Source organism: Variovorax endophyticus (assembly GCF_025376855.1).
Lineage (GTDB): Bacteria > Pseudomonadota > Gammaproteobacteria > Burkholderiales > Burkholderiaceae_C > Variovorax.
This window is the reverse complement of sequence record NZ_JAHUTH010000009.1, coordinates 124,434-140,351: the sequence shown is the minus strand read 5'-3', so window position 1 is coordinate 140,351 and position 15,918 is coordinate 124,434. Positions and strand designations below refer to the sequence as shown.

The window sequence follows — 15,918 nt, the reverse complement described above, 5'->3', positions numbered from 1 at the left end:
TCAGCCGCGCGCGCTGTCGAGCCGCGGCGCGCCGCCGAGCCCGCCAGGCGCCACGCCCGCCATCGGCACCGGATAGCGCGCGAGCGCGAGCGCCGCATCGCCTTCGAACTTGCCGCGCTGCGCGAACTGCGGCAGCGCCGCGAGCGCGGCCGGCTCCACCACCGGCGCCACCGGCACGTCATGCCGCTGCAGCAGCGCGAAAGCATCGTCGGCATCGAGCGCGGCCAGCGCCTGGGCCAGCCGCGCATTGATCGCCGGCGCCACCTTCTTGCGCGCGCCATGCGAGCGGAAGGCCGCGTCGCCATAGGGCGAGAGATCGAGCGCTTCGCACAGCCGGGCCCAGAAGTGGTCCTCGAGCGCGGCCACCGACAGGTGCCTGCCGTCGCGGCAGAGGAAGGCGCCGTAGGCCGCCTTCACCAGCGTGGCCTCGCGCTGCGCCTCCAGGTCCGCATCGCCCGACGAGCGCCAGGCGCCGAGGCGCGGATTCATCCAGTGCAGCGCGCAGTCGGCCAGCGCCACGTCGAGGTGCTGGCCCTGGCCCGTGTGCTGGCGCTGCAGCAGCGCGGCCAGCGTGGACGACAGCGCATACATCGCGCCGCAGAGGTCGGCCACCGGCAGGCCGAAGCTCTGCGCCGGACCGCCGCCGGGCACGCCCGAGACCGCGAGCACGCCGGCCGCGCCCAGGTAGTTGATGTCGTGCCCCGGCAGGTCGGCCCACGGCCCCTGCTGGCCATAGCCGCTGAGCGACACGTAGACCAGCCGCGGGAATTCCGCGCGCAGGCTGTCTGCATCGAGCCCCAGCCGCGCCATCACGCCGGGCCGGTACGACTCCACCACCACGTCGACCGTGGCGATCAGCGCGCGCACCTCGGCACGCTGGGCCTCGTCCTTGAGGTCGACCAGCAGGCTCTGCTTGCCGCGGTTCACGGCCTCGAACACGCCCGGCCCCATGCGCCGCACGTTGTCGCCATGCGGCGGGCGTTCGATCTTGATCACGCGCGCGCCGAGCTCGGCGAGGTTCTGCGTGAAGAAGGGGCCGGGCAGCAGTTCGCTGAAGTCGACCACCACGATGCCGGCCAGTGGCGGCGTTGCGACGTCCCGCGTCATGCCGGCACGCGCTCGATGATCACGGCGTCGAGCGGCAGCGCGCCCTCGCCCATCGCGCCCACCCAGACCGGGTTGAGGTCCATCTCCTCGATGCGGTCGGCATCCGCCACCACGAACTCCGACACGCGCAGCAGCAGCGCCTCGAGCGCCGCGAGGTCGGCCTTGGGCCGGCCGCGCGCGCCGTCGAGCAGCGCGAAGCTGCGGATCTCGCGCACCATCGCCGCCGCGTCGCGCGGGCCTATGGGCAGCATGCGCCGCGTCACGTCGCGCAGCACCTCGACGTAGATGCCGCCGAGGCCGAAGGTCATGACATGGCCGAACACCGGGTCGCGCGTGACGCCCACCATGAGCTCGGTGCCGCCGCGCGGCGCCATCTTCTCGACCAGCAGGCCATCGACCGTGGCCTCGGGATGGTGCTTCGCGGCCGCGGCCATGATCTCGCGCCAGGCTTCGGCGACCTGGGCCGCGTCCTGCAGTCCCACCTTCACGCCGCCGATGTCGGACTTGTGGACGATCTGCGCGCTCGCGATCTTCGCGACCACCGGGTAGCCCATGCCTTCCGCCAGCGCGCACGCCTGCTCGGCCGAGCTTGCGAGCCCTTGCGGCAGCAACGCGATGCCGGCTTGCTTCAACTGCGCCTTGGCCTGCGACTCCGACAGGCTGCGCGTGGCGAACTCGCCCTCGGGCGCGCGCGTCGGCAGCACCGGTCGCGCCTCGGGGTTCGACGGATTCGCGCGCTTCCAGCGCCCGTACTCGACCCAGCGCGCGATCGCCGCGATCGCCTTGTTGACCGAGCGCGGCGGCGCGAAGCCGGCCGCCACCAGCTTGCGGTAGCCCTCGCCGAGCCGGTCGCTCATCCAGATCGGCACGATCGGCGAGGCGCTGTCCTTCTGCGCATTGATGATGTTGTCGGCCATGCGCGTGGTGGTCTCGCCGTAGTCGAGCGCGATCGGCACGATGGTCAGGCCCGTGTGCGGATCGTTCGCCACGCAGCCCAGCGTGGTCTCGACCACGGTCTTGTCGCTGAGCACCATCGCCGTGGTGTCGACCGGGTTGCCGATGGCCGCGTAGTCGGGCAGCTTGGCGCGCAGCACCGCCGTGGTCTCGGGCGCGAAGCTGGCCAGCGTGAGGCCGGCGGCGCCCACCGCGTCGGCGGTCAGCGCGGCCGTGCCGCCCGAGGAGCAGTAGATGCCCAGCGCCTCCTGCGCCCCCGGCATGGCGCGCGCGAACAGCCAGGCGGTATCGACCAGCTCGTCGATGTCGTCGACCTCGATCACGCCGAACTGGCGGAACACCGCGCTGTTGACCTCGGCCGAGCCCGTGAGCGAGGCGGTGTGCGACTGCGCGGCCTTGCGCCCGTATTCGGAGCGGCCCACCTTGAGCCCGATCACGGGCTTGCCGTTGGCCGCGCAGCGCTGCACCGCGGCCGCGAACTTCGCGCCGTCCTTGATGCCTTCGAGCAGCGTGACCACCACCTTGATGTCGGGCGCGTCGGCCATGTAATTGATGAAGTCGGCCACCTGCAGGTCGACCTCGTTGCCGGTCGAAGCCCACAGGCCGATGCCGATGCCGCGCTCCATCGCCTGCATCACGTTGCGGCCCAGGCCGCCGCCCTGCGTGGCCAGGCCGATCGGGCCCTTCGTGAGGTCGTGCGGGAACGAGGGCGAGAAGGTCAGGCCCAGCCGATGGTTGACGTTGGTCAGCCCCGGGCAGTTGGGGCCGTACAGCCGCAGGCCGCCGCGCGCGGCGATCTCCTTCATGCGCTGCTGCTCGCGCTCGCCTTCCTCGCCGGCCTCGCCGAAGCCCGAACTGAGGATCACGGCGAAGCCCACGCCGCGCGCCGTGCATTCCTCGATCACGGCCAGCACGCCGCTCGCGGGCACCGCGACCACGGCCACGTCGGGCGTGGCAGGCAGCGCGGCCACGCTGGGCCAGCATTGGCGGCCGCGAAGCTCGGCCTTGGTGGGATTGACGAGGTAGACCTCGCCGTCGAATTCGGAGTGTTCGATCAGGTTGGTCAGCGTGCGCTCGCCGATGCTGCCTTCGCGCTCGGAAGCGCCGACCAGCGCGATGGAGCGCGGGCGGATCAGCCGCGCGATGTCGACCGGGCGCGTGTCCTGGGTGCCTTGCATTGCGGTGCTCCCCTCAGGCGATCGCCGACATGCCGAGGATCTCGCGCCCGACGATCAGCGTCTGGACCTCGGTCGTGCCCTCGGGAATGGTGCCGCCGCGGGTGTCGCGGAAGATGCGCTCGATCGGGTAGTCGGTGGAATAGCCGAGCCCGCCATGCACCTGCAGCGCCATGCTCGCGACCTCGTGCGCGGCCTCGGTGGCATAGAGCTTGGCGATCGAGCAGGCCATGCGCGCGTCGTCTGCGTTGGCGTCGAGTGCCGCGGCCGCGCGCAGCGCGAGCGCGCGCGCCGCCTCCACGCGCACCGTCATGTCGACGATGAGCTTCTGCACCAGCTGGAAGCTGCCGATCGGCTTGCCGAACTGGGTGCGCGTGCGCGCGTAGTCGATCGACAGCTCGAGCGCCGCGCGCGCGGCGCCGACCGCGCCCATCGCGATGTTCACGCGCGCGCCGTCCAGCCCCACCAGCATGCGCTTGAGCGCGCTGCCCTCCTCGCCCAGCAGGTTCTCGCGCGGCACCTTCACGTTGTCGAAGCTCAGCTCGGCGGTGCCGGTGCTGCGCAGCACCATGGTGTCGACGCGGCGCGCCTCGAAGGGCGAGACCTCGCGCTCCACGAGAAAGGTCGACAGCTGCCCCTGGCAGTCGGGGCTGAAGGTGCGCGCCACCACGATGCCGAAGTCGGCGAAGGCGCCGTTGGTGATCCAGAGCTTGCGGCCGTTGAGCACGTAGTGGTCGCCCTGCAGGTCGGCACGGGTCTGGATCTGCGCGATGTTCGAGCCGGTGCCGGGCTCGCTGATGGCGGTGAAGACGCGGCGCTCGCTCGCCAGCAGCGGCTCGAGGAACCTCTTCTTCTGCGCCGCCGTGCCCTCGCTCGCGATCTTGTGGATCGGCCCGTTGGTGATGTTGAGCATGGTGCGCAGCGACAGCCAGGTGTGGCCCGCCTCTTCCATCAGCATGGCCCAGGTCATCTGGTCCAGGCCCATGCCGCCCTCCGATTCGGGCAGACGGCCGCCGATGTAGCCGAACTGCGCGAGCTGCTTCAGGATCTCGAACGGGAAGGTCTTCTCCACGTCGTGCTTCGCCACCAGGGGCGCCACCTCGCTCTTCATGAAGCGCCGGATGCTGTCGCGCAGCAGTTCCTGGTCGGCGTCGGGGGTGAAATTCATCGAGATGTCTCCTGTGTGGCGTTGGATGGAAAGAGGACGCACGCCGGGCGCCCGGCCCTCGGTCTACGAGGCGCCGGGCTCCCGGGCGTTGCGGGGACGGAAGACCAGCGCCTGCACTTCCTGCAGGGCGGCCAGGAAAGGTTCGCGCTGCTGGCGCAGGCGGTCGGTGGGGCCGGCGACCGAGAGCGCGATCGGCTCCCCGCCCACGTAGCCGGCGACGGCCAGGGCCGAGAGCCCGTCGCCGCCTTCGTTCTCGACCCAGATCCAGCCCTGCTCGCGCGCCCGCGCCACCTGCGCCTCGAGGGCGGCGAGGTCGGTGATGGTTCCCTCGGCGAGCGGGCGCAGCGGCTTCAGGCGCAGCTGGCGCGCCGCCTCCTCGGGCGTGCCCAGCGCCAGCGCCGCCTTGCCGAGCGCCGAGACGTGCAGGCTCAGCTTGTCGCCGGGGTTCTGCATGTAGCGCAGCGGATGGCGGCCCTCGAAGAAGGCCAGCACCTTGACCACGCCGCCCTCGACGCGGCCGACCAGCCCGGTCTCGCCGGTCTTGTCGCGCAGCAGCTCGGCGGCTTCCGAGGCCACGGCATAGAGCGGGTCGCTGGCCGAGATCTCCCGGGCCACGGCCAGCAGCCGGGCGGTGGGATAGAAGCGCCGGCTGCGCGCGGTGCGCAGCAGGTAGCCGAGCTCGTGCAGCGTGTGCAGCAGGTCCGAGCAGCTGCTCTCGGGCAGGTCCATGAGCCGCGCCAGGTCGGAATTGGAGAGCTCGCGCTTTTCGCGCGCGAACAGCTCGAGCAGCGCCATGGTGCGGGCGGCGGCGGGGACGAGTGTGGGCATATTTCCTCCGATATTTCGTAGAGATCCACGAATATTAACGAAGGGACGGTCTAGAACTTCCATTGGTGACGGGCAGTTTCTTCCGATACGGGTTTTTCGGCATCGGCGGATTTCCTCTTGTTTTTCTACGAATGGTCGAAGTATATTGCGATTACTCGTAGACAAACGAGACCCAAAACAAACCCGGAGACAAGGCATGCAGAAGTTCTGGAAGACAGCATTCGTGGGGCTGGCGGCGGTGTCCGCCCTGCTCGGCGGCCCCGCCCGGGCGGCCGGCGAGGCCTGGCCCGCCAAGCCCATCACCTTCGTGGTGCCGTTCACGCCGGGCGGCATCACCGACAACACCTCGCGCGTGCTCGCGAAGATCGTGGGCGACAAGCTGGGGCAGCCGGTGGTGGTCGACAACCGGCCCGGCGCGGGCGGCTCGATCGGCGTGGAGGCGGCCTCGCGCCAGGCGCCCGACGGCTACACCATGATCTACGGCACCCAGGGCACGCAGGCGGCCAACCTCGCGCTCTACAAGAACATCCGCTACGACCCTGTGAAGGACTTCGTGCCGGTGCACGCCATGTCCGAGACGCCGCTGATCCTGGTGATCAACCCGAACCGGCCGTTCAAGACCGTGCCCGAGCTGATCGCCTACGCCAAGGCCAATCCCGGCAAGCTCAACTTCGGCTCGGCCGGCCCGGGCACCGGCACGCACCTGACGGCCGAGCTGTTCCAGGTCGCCACCGGCATCAAGATGACCCACGTGCCCTACAAGGGCAGCAGCCCGGCGCTGACCGACCTGATGGCCGGCAACCTCGACCTGATGTTCGACTACCCGGTGGTGGTCATGCCCTTCGTGCAGGCCGGCAAGCTCAAGCCGCTCGCGATGACCGGCCGCGCGCGGCTGTCGGTGATGCCCGAGGTGCCCACCGTGGGCGAACTCGGCTTCCCGCGCGCCGAGTCCTCGGCCTGGAGCGCGGTCTTCGTGCCCGCGAAGACGCCGCCCGAGGTCGTGAAGAAGCTAGGCGATGCGATCGCGCTGGCCATCGTCGACCCCGAGATGCTGCAGGTCACCGAGAAATTCGGCAGCGTGCCGCTCAAGGACCTGCGCGACGCGAAGCTCGGCGAGTTCGTCAAGACCGAGATGGTGCGCTGGCGCGAGGTGGTGCAGCAATCGGGCGCCCGCATCGACTGACCCCACGCCTCTTCCTTTCCTCCGCGATTCCTTCCTCCATGACCCCAGACCTGACCACGCTCCAGCCCCTGCGGCCCACGCTCTACCGGCTCGCGGCCGACGGCCGCTCGCTCGACTTCCTGTTCGCCCAGTGCCCGCAATGCCGGCAACTGAGCTTTCCGGCCAACGCGCCGGGCTGCATGCACTGCGGCCACGCCATCGATGCCTCGGCGCAGGTGGCACGGCCCGGCGGCGGCACCCTGCTCGAGTACGTGACCCTGCACGTGCCGATGGTGCCGGGCCTGAGCGCGCCCAGCATCGCGGGCGACATCCGCATCGCCGAGCAGGTGGTGGAGGAAGGCGTGATCGGCGTGGCCGATGAAAGCCTGCTCGCGCCGGGCATGGCGCTGCGCGCGGTGGCGGTGCCGCTGCCCTCGGGCGAGCACTACGGCTGCCACTTCGTGCCGGCGGATGCGGCATGAGCAGCAGCAACTGGCTGGCCGGCCACGGCGGCGTCTACGTGGTCGGCATCGGCCTGCATCCCTACCAGTTCCCGAGCGACACGCCCTACACCCACCTGGGCCTCACGGCCGTGCGCGCCGCGCTGGCCGACGCCGGCCTGGCCTGGAAACAGGTGCAGGCCGCGTACGTGGGCACCACCTCGATCGGCATGGCCGCGGGCCGCGTGATGCTGCGCCACCTGGGCTCGACCGGGCTCGCGGTGACGCAGGTCGAGAACGCCTCGGCCTCGGGCTCCTTCGCCTTCCGCCAGGCCTGCATGGAAGTGGCGCACGGCATCAGCGACGTGGTGCTCGCGATGGGCGTGGACAAGCACGGCGACGGCCGCCGCGCGGCCAACAAGGACGGGCTCGAGCGCCTCAGCGACACCGCCACCATCCCGGCCGTGAAGTTCGCGCTGATGGCGCGCAGCTACCTGCGCGAGCACGGCGGCGGCATGGAATCGATGGCGAAGGTGGCGGTCAAGAACCACGGCAACGCCGCGCTCAACCCCTATGCGCAGTTCCGCAAGCCGCGCACGCTCGAACAGGTGCTGGCCTCGCCCAAGGTGGCGGGCGATCTCACGGTGCAGCAGTGCTGCCCGCGCGGCGAGGGCGCCGCCGCGGTGCTGCTGGTGTCGGGCCAGGCGCTGGCGCGGCTCGGGCTCGACCCGAAGCGCTGCGTGCGCGTGCAGGCCTCGGCCGCCAACAGCGAGCGCGACGAAACGCGTTACGGCGAGGGCCCGGTCGAGCTGGTGCGCGACAGCGCGCGCGCCGCGCTCGAGCAGGCCGGCATCGGCGCCACCGAGCTCGACCTGCTCGAGCTGCACGACGCCTTCTCGGTCGAGGAACTGCTCTACAGCGAGGCCGTGGGCGTGTGCCAGCCCGGCGAGGGCGCGGCCTACCTCGAGCGCGGCGACTCGCGCATCGGCGGGCGCTGCGCCATCAATGCCTCGGGCGGGCTGATCGGCATGGGCCATCCGCTCGGGCCCACGGGCATCGGCCAGGTCGCCGAGATCGTGCGCCAGATCCGCGGCGAGGCCGAGGGCCGCCAGCACCCGGCCGCGCGCTGGGGCATGGCCCACATGATCGGCCTCGGGTCGGTGGCTATCGCGCACGTGCTCGGCGGCACGGCGCAGGGCTGAAGAACAGAAGACGACACAGGAAGAAGCTCCCCATGAACCCGAACACCCCTGCCCTCGAAACCCTGCTGTACGAAGTGCGCGGCAACGTCGCCGTGGTCACGCTGAACCGGCCCGATCGCATGAACACGCTCGGCGGCTCGATGAAGCCCGACCTCGCGCGCGCCTTCTTCGAGTACGCGCGCGCCGACGAGCGCGTGCGCGCCGTGCTGGTCACCGGCAGCGGCGAGCGCGCCTTCTGCGCCGGTGCCGACATCAAGGAGCGCGCCGGCAACGCCACCCTCGGCACCGACTACTTCGTGGCGCAGAAGGCCACGCACGACCTGTTCCGCGACATCGAGGAGTTCGAGAAGCCGGTGATCGCCGCCATCAACGGCGTGGCGCTCGGCGGCGGGCTCGAGATCGCGCTGTGCGCCGATATACGCCTGGCCTCGCAGGCCGCGCGCTTCGGCCTGCCCGAGATCAAGCTCGGCGTGATCCCCGCGGCCGGCGGCACCCAGCGGCTGCCGCGGCTGATCGGCGAGGCGCGCGCCAAGGAGCTGATCCTCACGGCCGACCTGGTCGACGCCGACACCGCGCTGCGCTACGGCATCGTGAGCCGCGTGCTGCCGCCCGCCGAGCTGATGCCCGCCGCGCTCGAGCTGGCCCAGCGCATCGCCGAGCATCCGCCGCTGGCGGTGCGCTTCGCCAAGCGCGCCATCAACCGCGGCATGCAGACCGACCTCGACTCGGGCCTCGAGTACGAGCGCTACGCGGCCGCCATGATCATCGACAGCGAGGACCGCAAGGAAGGCATGCGCGCCTTCGTCGAGAAACGCAAGCCGGTGTTCACCGGCCGCTGAGTCCCTTCCCTCCATTTCTTCCCCATCCCCTACAAGACAAGGAACGCATCCCATGAAACTCGGATTGGAAGGCCAGGTCGCGCTGGTCACCGGCGGCGGCCAGGGCGTCGGCCGCCAGATCTGCATCGAGCTCGCGGCCGAGGGCGCGCGCGTCATCGTCAACGACCTGTTCGCCGAGCGCGCCGAAGCGGTGGCGGCCGAGATCGCGGCCGCCGGCGGCCAGGCCCTCGCGGCGCCGGCCGACATCACGCGCGCCGACCAGGTCGAGGCCATGGTCGCCAAAGGCACGGCGCACTTCGACGCGCCGGTCAGCGTGCTGGTCAACAACGCCGGCATCATTCCCGAGCGCCGCGAGAAGGGCGGGCGCACGCCGCCCTTCCTCGACATGCCCATCGAGGACTGGGCCAAGATCGTCAACCTCAACGTCTACGGCACCATGCACTGCTGCCGCACCGTGCTGCCGGGCATGGTGGCGCGCAAGGGCGGGCGCATCGTCAACATCATCTCGGAGGCCGGGCGCATCGGCGAGGCCAACATGGCGGTGTACTCGGGCGCCAAGGCCGCGATCGCCGGCTTCGGCAAGGCGCTGGCGCGCGAGCACGGCCGGCACGCGATCACGGTCAACTCGATCGCGCTGGGCGCGGTCTCGCACGCCGGCATCAAGGACGGCCCGCTGCGCGTGGACGCCACGGTCGAGAACGACGAGCGCCTGCCCAAGATGCTCAACGTCTACCCGATCGCCAAGGGCGTGGGCCGGCTCTCGCGGCCCGAGGACGTCTCGGGCGTGGTGGCCTTCCTGGCCTCGGACCGGGCGCTGTTCGTCACCGGCCAGACGCTGGGCGCCTCGGGCGGTTTCGCGATGCTCTGAGCGCGCGTTCCTGAAGATCGGGCCGCGCCCAGGGTTCTCCCGCAGCCCCGCGCCGGCACGGGCCGTGCGGGGCAATGCAGAATCCGGTCCCATGGCTGCATTGCCCTCCGTTCTCGATCCCCGTTCCGTCATCATGCTGGCGGGCCTGATGGGCGTCGTGATGTCGGTGGTCGTGTTCTTCATGCGCCGCAGCTACCCGGCCACCATCCAGGGCCTGCGCGAGTGGGCCTGGGCGCCGCTGGTGGCCTTCGTCAGCACCCTGCTGTTCGCCGGCCGCGACGTGCTGCCGGACTTCATCACCATCGTGGTCGCGAACGTGGTGCTGTTCGAGGCCTGCCTTCTCTACTACGCCGGCAGCCAGCGCTTCCTGCACGGCCGCAGCGACACCGCCGGCTGGCACGGCCTGACCGTGGTGATGGCCTGCGCGCTGTTCTGGTTCAGCGAGTTCAAGCCCGACTACGAGATCCGGCTGGTGATCGTCACGGCGCTGGTCGCCGCCCTGTTCTTCAACCACGCGCTGCTCTACATCCGCAACCGCGGCCGCGTGCTCGGCATGCGGCTGATGATCGTGCTGCTGCTGCTGCAGTCGCTGGTGGCCCTGGCGCGGCTGGTGTCGGCGCTGCTGGGCATGGCCGGCGTGGGCCTGATGGACGCAACCCTGCTGCAGTCGATCTACATCTCGATGTATTCCTTCACCGTGCTGCTGCTGTCGATCGGCGCCATCCTGATGGCCACCGACCGCATGCACTCGGAGTTCGAGTTCCTCGCCACCCACGATCCGCTGACCGGCGTGCTCAACCGGCGCGCGCTGCTCGACGCCTGCCAGGCCCAGCTCGGCACGGCCGGCCGCGAGGCCTCGGCGCCGCGGCGCATGGCGCTGCTGATGATCGACGTCGACCACTTCAAGTCGATCAACGACCGCTTCGGCCACCAGACCGGCGACGCGGTGCTGCGCGAGGCGGTCGGGCGCATGCAGCGCAGCCTGGGCGGCCAGGGCGTGCTCGGGCGCTACGGCGGCGAGGAGTTCGTCGTGATGCTGCCCGAAGCCAGCACCGACGAGGCCACCGCGCTGGCCGAAGAACTGCGCCATGGCGCGCGCCAGGCCTTCCCGGCCGATTCGCCGCTGGCCGCGGTGGGCTCGTTCACCGTCAGCGTGGGCGTGGCGCCGCAATGGCCGGGCGCCGACATCGACGACATGCTCGGGCAGGCCGACGAGGCGCTCTACCGCGCCAAGTCGCAGGGGCGCGACCGGGTGGTGCTGGCCATGGCCGGCTGATCACCGCGGCAACGGCCCGACGCGATCGGCCGCCGGTCTCCTACGAGCCGCGGCCGCGCCCGCGCGCATGGTGCGGCCATGAACCGGCTGCGTTTCGAGCCGGCAAGGAGTCACGCCCATGGCCACCGGCACCCGAACCCTCTGGAAAGGCGCGATCAGCTTCGGCCTGGTCCACATCCCCGTCGGCCTGCACACCGCGAGCAGCGAGCAGGGCGTGGATTTCGACTGGCTCGACAAGCGCAGCATGGACCCCGTGGGCTACAAGCGCATCAACAAGCGCACCGGCCGCGAGATCGACCGCGACAACATCGTCAAGGGCGTCGAGTACGAGGACGGCAAGTACGTGATCGTCTCGCCGGCCGAGATCGAGGCCGCCTTTCCGCGCACCACGCAGACCATCGAGATCGAGCGCTTCATCGACGCCGGCGAGATTCCCTTCGTCTACCTAGAGCGGCCCTACTACGTGGCGCCGATCAACAAGGGCCAGAAGGTCTATGCGCTGCTGCGCGAGGTGCTCGTGAAGACCGGCAAGGTCGGGCTTGCGAAGGTGGTGATCTCGACCAAGCAGCACCTCGCCGTGCTCGTGCCCTCTGGCAAGGTGCTGGTGCTGAACCTGCTGCGCTGGGGCGACGAGGTGAAGTCGACCGAGGGGCTGGATCTTCCGCCCGAGGGCGTGAAGAGCGCGAAGATCACGCCGGCCGAGATGAAGATGGCCGAGCAGCTGGTCAAGGACATGTCTGGCGCCTGGGACCCCGAGGACTTCAAGGACGAGTTCAAGCACGCGGTGATGAAGATCGTCGAGAAGAAGGTCAAGGCCGGCGACACCGAGACGGTGGTCGAGCCCGAGGAAGAGGCACCGGGTCCGGGCGCGAAGGTGATCGACCTGACCGAGCTGCTGACGCGAAGCCTCAAGGGCGCGAAGGCGGGGGCCGCCGCGAAGAAGGGTGCGCGCGCGGCGCCCAAGGCGGGCAAGGCGGCCGCGAAGAAGACGACGCGTGCGAAGGCGGCGCCGGCCAGGAAGTCCGAGGAGCGCAAGGCGGCGTAGCACGCGAAGGCAACGAGGGGACGACGAGGGGACAATCGGGCCCTTGTCCGCAAAGCCCGCTCCCATGCCGCCCACCCAGTACCTGTTCCTGTCCCTCGCGGATCACCCCTCGGCGTCACCTGCCGCCGAACGGCAAGACAGCCATGCGCGCTGCCTCAACGCCGCGGGCCGGTGGGCGGTGCATGGCACGCCGGACTCGCCGCTGCTCGCATGGCCTGCGGCACGGGCGGACGAAGCGCGCGCCGCCGCCGAGCGAGCGACCCAGGCCCAGGGCCGGCCGGTCGAGGTGCTGTCGCGCGGCGATGCCGGATGGGCGGAAGGCCGCGAGATCCGGTTGTTCACCGAAGCCTCGGAACCGGTGCTTCTGGGGCCCATCGCACCGAGCGAAGCGAAGGCCCGCCGCCTGCGCACCGAAACCGACAAGCTCGAAGCCTTCTGCCTGGTGGTGCGCCAGGCATCGGCGGCCACGAACCACGAGGAGTTCGTGCGGATCAGCCACGCCGCGGGCAAGGCGCTGAAGGTCCGCTTCGGTGGCGGATCGATCTCGTCGGCCGCCGCCTGGCTGACCGGCGCCAAGGGCCGGGAGGCACTGCAGAGCGTGCTGGCCGGCGAAGCCGAACTGACCGGGCGGCTCGCGCTGCGCGAGATCGTCGAGATCGTCGCGCTGGCGCGGGAGGCCGAACGCCTGCGACAGGAAGCGGAGAACCCCGCCACCCGCCACTGAGGACCCGGGCGCTCAACGCGCCGGAACCGCCGACAAGGACAGCCGCCGGATCTGCGCCTGCGCGATGGCCCGCCGCGAGAGCGAGCGCGAATTGCCGAGGAACCATTCGTAGGTCGCGATCGCGGCCTGGGTCTCGCCGCGTTCCTCGAGTTCGAGCGCCTCCGCCATGCAGCGCGCGAACAGAAGGATGGCATCGCGCTCGCGTGCCGGCGCCGCCAGCGACCGCGGCCTGAGTTCGGGGTGCGCGATGTGGATCTGCCGTTGCACGTCGAGCACCTCGATCAGCGCGCGGCCTATTCTTTCGATGTTGGTGGACAGGGGGTGCAGCTGCGTCCTGTGGGCATCGGCGGCCGCCTGGTCCAGCAGGTGCGAGGTCACACGCAGCAGTTGATGAAGGCGCTTGAGCGTCATGCCCCGACCATAGTTTTTAGCCCCCCGGAAAACATCCCCTCTTGCGAGGGGGCCGCGCCCGATCGGGCCCTGCGATGGTGTAAAAACGCGGCCGCAGAGCCAGCTCCGGCCCGGCGCAGGGAGAGGTACAAGATGAAGATTCTTGTCGTGGACGACCACGCACTGTTCCGTGCGGGTCTGCGTCTGCTGCTCGCCAGCATGGAGAGCGGCGCGGCGGTCTACGAGGCCGCCACCTTGCGCGAGGCGACGGCCGCCGTCGCCGCACACCCCGATCTCGCCGTCTGCCTGCTCGACCTCACGCTCGCGCGCGAACGCGGCCATGAGGCACTCACCGCCTTCAAGGCAGCCGCGCCCGACGTCGCGGTGGTGATCGTGTCGGCCACCAGCGACCTCGCCACCGTGCGGGCCTGCATCGATGCCGGCGCCATGAGCTTCGTGCCCAAGAGCATGCCGCCCGAGACCCTGACGCGGGCGCTGCGCCGGGTGCTGGCCGGCCAGATCTACCTGCCGCAGGAGGTGCTGAACACCATCGCGCTGGCGCACGAGCTTCCCGCGCTGAGCCCGCGCCAGGTCGACGTGCTGCGCGGCCTGGCCCGGGCCCTGCCGACCAAGGCGATCGCGCGCGAGCTGCGGCTTTCAGAATACACCGTCAAGGAATACATATGCGGGCTGTTCGAGGCGCTCGACGTCCACAACCGCACCGAGGCCGTGATCACCGCGAGCCGGCTCGGCCTGCTGGACCTGCCGCGTCCCTGCTGACCCGGCCCCGGGGACAGCGTGCCAGCCACCCACGACCCCGCGGCCGAGGCCTCGTTCCAGCGCGAGCTGCTGCGGGAGTTCGTCGAGCTGCATGCACGCGTCACCCTGCGCATTCCGCTGGTGCAGGCCCTGCTGGTCGGTGGCTCCGCCTTCGTGCTGCTGCCGCAGGTGCCGCTCATCGAGTTCGCGCTGTGGGCCGTCGCGGTGCTCTGCATGGAGGGAGCGCGCGCCGCCCATGCCTGGCAGCTGCTGCGGCGGCTCTCCCGCCTCGACCTGCGCAAGGCCCTGCGCCAGCAGGTCGCGCTGGCCTTCCTGGCCGGCGCCGAGGCCGGCGTGATGCTGCCGCTGTTCAAGCCCGACTTGAGCGCGCTGAACCAGACCTTCCTGACCTTCATCCTGGTGGCATTGCCGGCCATCGGAGTCGCGGTCTCGATCTCCTCGCGCCTGCTCGCCGGCGTCTACGCAGCCGCCATCCTCGTACCCACCTCCACCGCCTGGGTGCTGCTGCATCCCGAGCACCTGCTGGCGACCATCGTCATGACGCTCGCCTACATGCTCGCGCTGCTGTTCGCCGCCAACGAGAACGAGAAGCTGCTCACGCGCTCGGTGGCGATCCGGCGCGAGCGCGACGAGATGGTGCGCCACCTCGAGCGCAGCAATGCGGAGGTCAACGCGGCGGTCACGCGCGCGGAGGCCGCGGCGCTGGCGCGCACGCGCGTGCTCGCGGCGGCGAGCCACGACCTGCGCCAGCCGCTGCATGCGCTGTCGGTCTACAGCGCGATCCTGGCCACGAGCCCCACGCCGGCCACGCTGGACGAGGTCGCCACGCACATCGACCAGCTGGTGCGTTCGCTCGGTGCGCTGCTGCACGGACTGCTCGACCTGTCGCAGCTGTCCTCGGGCCACTACGTGCCGGCGCGGCAGCGCTTCGCGCTCGATGCGGTGATCGCGAACGTCTGTGCCGAATTCGAGGCGGCCGCCGCGAAGAAGGGGCTGTACTTCGAGCGCGAGCTGCGGCCCGTCACGCTCGAGAGCGATCCCACCGCGGTGCTGCGCATCGCGCGCAACCTGATCGACAACGCCATCAAGTACACCGAGCGCGGCGGGCTGCGCGTGCGGCTGCGGCACGACGGCCTGTGCGCCGTCCTCGTGGTCGAGGACAGCGGCAAGGGCATCGCCGCCTCGGAGCACGCGCACATCTTCGAGGAGTTCTACCAGCTCGGCAACGCGGGACGCGACCGCAGCCAGGGGGTGGGACTGGGGCTGGCGATCGTCGAGCGGCTGGTGACGCTGATCGGCGCGCGGATCTCGGTGCGATCGCGGCTCGGTGCCGGCAGCCGCTTCGAAGTGCGCATGCCGGGCGTGCACGATGCGCCGCCGCCCGTTGCCGCGGCCGCGCCGGCGCCGGTGGCCGCCGCGCTCGAGGCCGTGGCCGGCAGCCGGCCGAGGATCTACCTGGTCGACGACGAGCCCGACATCGTGCGCGGCATGACGACCCTGCTGCAGGCCTGGAAGCTCGAGGTGCGCACGGCCCTCGATGTCGCCGGCACGGCGGCGCTGTTCGACGAAGGCGGTTGTCCCGACCTGCTGATCGCGGACCTGCGGCTGCGCGGCAACGAACACGGGCCGGCGCTGGTCGCGCGCATGCGCGAGATCCATGGCGAGTTTCCGGTGGCCTTCATCACCGGCGAGACCTCGTCCGAGGCCCTGCGCGAGGCGCGCGCCACACGCTGGCCGCTGCTGCACAAGCCGGTGGATGCGCAGACGCTGCGCGCGACGATCCAGTCGCTGCTGGCGGCGCACGGAGCCACGCGTCTTTGAGTTTTCTTTATCTTATGAAGAAATTAGGCTGAACATTTTTCATGGCGATGTAACGAGCAAACCACATCCTTTGGTTCTCACTTCGACGGCGCCCTCCGACCGCGCAGCCCTGCATGGCGGAACCCGTCCCTACTTCCAG

The 15,918-nt window shown here is 70.6% G+C and carries 15 protein-coding genes; 10 read left to right on the top strand and 5 right to left on the bottom strand.

The window, feature by feature from the left end; genetic code table 11:
* From KV106_RS14090 to KV106_RS14075, 4 genes are all read right to left on the bottom strand, one after another.
* Positions 1-1,107, bottom strand: a complete 1,107-nt coding sequence (locus KV106_RS14090; protein ID WP_261210776.1) for a CaiB/BaiF CoA transferase family protein — start codon at positions 1,105-1,107, stop codon at positions 1-3.
* Positions 1,104-3,239 carry an acetate--CoA ligase family protein gene (locus tag KV106_RS14085; protein WP_261210775.1) on the bottom strand — a complete coding sequence of 712 codons (2,136 nt, stop codon included), beginning with the start codon at positions 3,237-3,239 and terminating at the stop codon, positions 1,104-1,106. The genes KV106_RS14090 and KV106_RS14085 overlap by 4 nt, the downstream gene beginning before the upstream one ends.
* Before the next feature lie 13 nt (positions 3,240-3,252).
* Positions 3,253-4,404, bottom strand: a complete 1,152-nt coding sequence (locus KV106_RS14080) for an acyl-CoA dehydrogenase family protein (protein ID WP_057591539.1) — start codon at positions 4,402-4,404, stop codon at positions 3,253-3,255.
* A 63-nt stretch (positions 4,405-4,467) separates the two neighbouring features.
* Positions 4,468-5,232 carry an IclR family transcriptional regulator gene (locus tag KV106_RS14075; RefSeq protein WP_261210774.1) on the bottom strand — a complete coding sequence of 255 codons (765 nt, stop codon included), beginning with the start codon at positions 5,230-5,232 and terminating at the stop codon, positions 4,468-4,470.
* A gap of 196 nt (positions 5,233-5,428) precedes the next feature.
* On the opposite strand from KV106_RS14075, the gene KV106_RS14070 reads away from it, so the two are divergent.
* From KV106_RS14070 to KV106_RS14035, 8 genes are all read left to right on the top strand, one after another.
* Complete coding sequence (locus tag KV106_RS14070; RefSeq protein ID WP_057591541.1) at positions 5,429-6,415, top strand: Bug family tripartite tricarboxylate transporter substrate binding protein; 987 nt, start codon at positions 5,429-5,431, stop codon at positions 6,413-6,415.
* A 38-nt stretch (positions 6,416-6,453) separates the two neighbouring features.
* Complete coding sequence (locus KV106_RS14065) at positions 6,454-6,876, top strand: Zn-ribbon domain-containing OB-fold protein (RefSeq protein WP_261210773.1); 423 nt, start codon at positions 6,454-6,456, stop codon at positions 6,874-6,876.
* Entirely contained in the window at positions 6,873-8,036 is a 1,164-nt protein-coding gene (locus tag KV106_RS14060; protein ID WP_261210772.1) for a thiolase family protein, read from the top strand. Before KV106_RS14065 ends, KV106_RS14060 begins: the two co-directional genes overlap by 4 nt.
* Positions 8,037-8,068: 32 nt before the next feature.
* On the top strand, positions 8,069-8,875 hold the full coding sequence (locus tag KV106_RS14055; protein ID WP_057591544.1) for an enoyl-CoA hydratase/isomerase family protein: 807 nt from the start codon (positions 8,069-8,071) through the stop codon (positions 8,873-8,875).
* A 52-nt stretch (positions 8,876-8,927) separates the two neighbouring features.
* Positions 8,928-9,743, top strand: a complete 816-nt coding sequence (locus KV106_RS14050) for an SDR family NAD(P)-dependent oxidoreductase (protein WP_057591545.1) — start codon at positions 8,928-8,930, stop codon at positions 9,741-9,743.
* Positions 9,744-9,834: 91 nt separating this feature from the next.
* Complete coding sequence (locus KV106_RS14045) at positions 9,835-11,019, top strand: GGDEF domain-containing protein (protein ID WP_082321711.1); 1,185 nt, start codon at positions 9,835-9,837, stop codon at positions 11,017-11,019.
* A gap of 118 nt (positions 11,020-11,137) precedes the next feature.
* Complete coding sequence (gene ku, locus KV106_RS14040; protein ID WP_261210771.1) at positions 11,138-12,064, top strand: non-homologous end joining protein Ku; 927 nt, start codon at positions 11,138-11,140, stop codon at positions 12,062-12,064.
* Between the two features lie 64 nt (positions 12,065-12,128).
* Positions 12,129-12,788, top strand: a complete 660-nt coding sequence (locus KV106_RS14035; protein ID WP_261210770.1) for a hypothetical protein — start codon at positions 12,129-12,131, stop codon at positions 12,786-12,788.
* Between the two features lie 12 nt (positions 12,789-12,800).
* Here the strand turns inward: KV106_RS14035 and KV106_RS14030 are convergent, their stop codons facing one another.
* On the bottom strand, positions 12,801-13,199 hold the full coding sequence (locus KV106_RS14030; protein WP_261210769.1) for a hypothetical protein: 399 nt from the start codon (positions 13,197-13,199) through the stop codon (positions 12,801-12,803).
* Positions 13,200-13,331: 132 nt separating this feature from the next.
* Between KV106_RS14030 and KV106_RS14025 the strand changes: the two genes are divergently transcribed.
* The gene (locus tag KV106_RS14025) at positions 13,332-13,958 is read left to right on the top strand and encodes a response regulator transcription factor (RefSeq protein ID WP_261210768.1); all 627 of its coding nucleotides are present in this window, start codon (positions 13,332-13,334) and stop codon (positions 13,956-13,958) included.
* Between the two features lie 18 nt (positions 13,959-13,976).
* Positions 13,977-15,779 (top strand): ATP-binding response regulator, encoded by a 1,803-nt coding sequence (locus KV106_RS14020; protein WP_261210767.1) that lies wholly within the window; start codon positions 13,977-13,979, stop codon positions 15,777-15,779.
* The last annotated feature ends 139 nt before the right edge of the window (positions 15,780-15,918 follow it).